This is a genomic window from Halomicronema sp. CCY15110, assembly GCF_016888165.1.
In the GTDB taxonomy this organism is placed as follows: domain Bacteria; phylum Cyanobacteriota; class Cyanobacteriia; order Phormidesmidales; family Phormidesmidaceae; genus Halomicronema.
Window position 1 is genome coordinate 1 of the sequence record NZ_JACSWC010000121.1, and the last position, 1,534, is coordinate 1,534.

Here is a 1,534-nt window from a genome sequence, read left to right on the forward strand (position 1 = left end):
AGGTCTGCAACGCCTGCATGATATTGCGGCGACCTGGCAACTGTTGCGAGCCGCCGATGGGTAAAAGGAGGTCAATCGGAACGGAGCGTCGGCGTCAAATGTTAAAAAATGTGCGATCAAAGGACAAAGGAAAAATGCGATCGTGATGAGCCCCTGAAACTCAACAAAACTAAACAATCTGAGGTGCTTCTAATCCGAAGTCGTCATGAGTACGGTTCGGAAAAATGCGGTTGCTGAGCGCGAAGTGACTCATTTTGTCCTGGCTTCCTTATCTAATCGCGATTGTTTTCTATACTCTTTCTGCGCCCTTGCTTTCTGTATCCTTTCTTTGTCCTTGTTTTTATCTTTTCCTCTGCCTATCTTTGTTTATGCCAGCCTAGATATAGATAAGAATTAACTGTAATGAGAGATCAGGATTAACTGTGATGCGGATAATTGCTAGTGGAGTAAACGGTCGAAGCGTTCCGCGATCGTGTAATTCTGCCCCGACCCAGGATTCAATTCTGGGGCAGAAGGGACCGCGATCGCATCCACTCATCATGAGTTTGAGCGGGAGATGAGCGATCGTTGCTGTGGGCCTTTCGGGGACGATTGAAGTGGCTCAACAGGACGAGCTAGGCGATGGTCGAATCACCGGAGTTATGGACGACAACATTGACGTGGTGAGTGGTGAGAAGAGCGCGATCGCTGGGTTGTATCGAGTGCCAAGCTATTTGGCCGGGATGATCAGTGCCACGTTATTTGACCGCTGGTCGGCAGGGCGGCATCCAGTGATGTCCCGGCGGTCCTGCTGAACGACAACGGGGCGGGGGTTCTCGTCATTCGGGTGAGAATCATCTCTCCACCGACAACGTATGGGGGCACGATCGCCGCTGTCTGGGTGCCGCGATCCGCCTGAGAGGTCAATAGTTAGTTGCGATGGTTTGGCTATCGGGGCAGGAAAGACCGCAAACTGCTCTGTGGCTGCGAGAGACAACTGAGGGAGAAACGGGTGCCGAGAGCCGCGCTTCCGGCGGGAGATTCGGCGCGATCGCCTGTGGGTGGGTGGGTGGAGCGGGCGCGTGAGGGTCGTCCCAAGGGTGCTTGAGAGCTTTTCTAAGGCGGTGATAGGCCGAGCATGCGGATATTGGGTCCGACTGCCCTGAAGCGGCTGATAGCGCTTGTGCTAACGCTCTGTTGGGATGCCGGAGCACAGCGCGATAGAGCCGGAGCTGGGGCCGTTATCTGACTCGTTGCAGATTCAGGTGAATCAGCTTTCTCTAGAGCCGCTTGAAGTGCTGGGAGAAGCGTTGTTTGATTTTGCTGAGGCATCTGATTTAGAGACGTGGTTGGCCCAGCCGTGAGCGGTGAAGCCAGCGATCACCAACTCATCCGTCTGCCTCTGGTCACACCCCAATAGTTGAGGCAAAAGCGCGATCGCCCGTTCTCGCCAGCGCGATCGCGGGCTAATGGGATGAAGGTGAAAGCGCTTTAAGGGAGTGCCCCGGAAATTGTCATCTAACCGCTAGAATAGCCGCGCGGAATTTCACTGCTG

Annotated in this window: 2 protein-coding genes; both read left to right on the forward strand. The window is 54.3% G+C overall.

What is annotated here, in order from left to right:
* The first annotated feature begins 572 nt into the window (after nucleotides 1-572).
* Nucleotides 573-794, forward strand: coding sequence for a hypothetical protein (locus tag JUK32_RS01940; protein WP_204137167.1), 222 nt, complete (start codon nucleotides 573-575; stop codon nucleotides 792-794).
* A gap of 387 nt (nucleotides 795-1,181) precedes the next feature.
* Nucleotides 1,182-1,343, forward strand: coding sequence for a DUF4351 domain-containing protein (locus tag JUK32_RS01945; RefSeq protein WP_204137168.1), 162 nt, complete (start codon nucleotides 1,182-1,184; stop codon nucleotides 1,341-1,343).
* The last annotated feature ends 191 nt before the right edge of the window (nucleotides 1,344-1,534 follow it).

Coding starts and splice junctions, on each gene's coding strand:
- JUK32_RS01945 (WP_204137168.1), top strand. CDS start 1,182: ATGCCGGAGCACAGCGCGATAGAGCCGGAGCTGGGGCCGTTATCTGAC.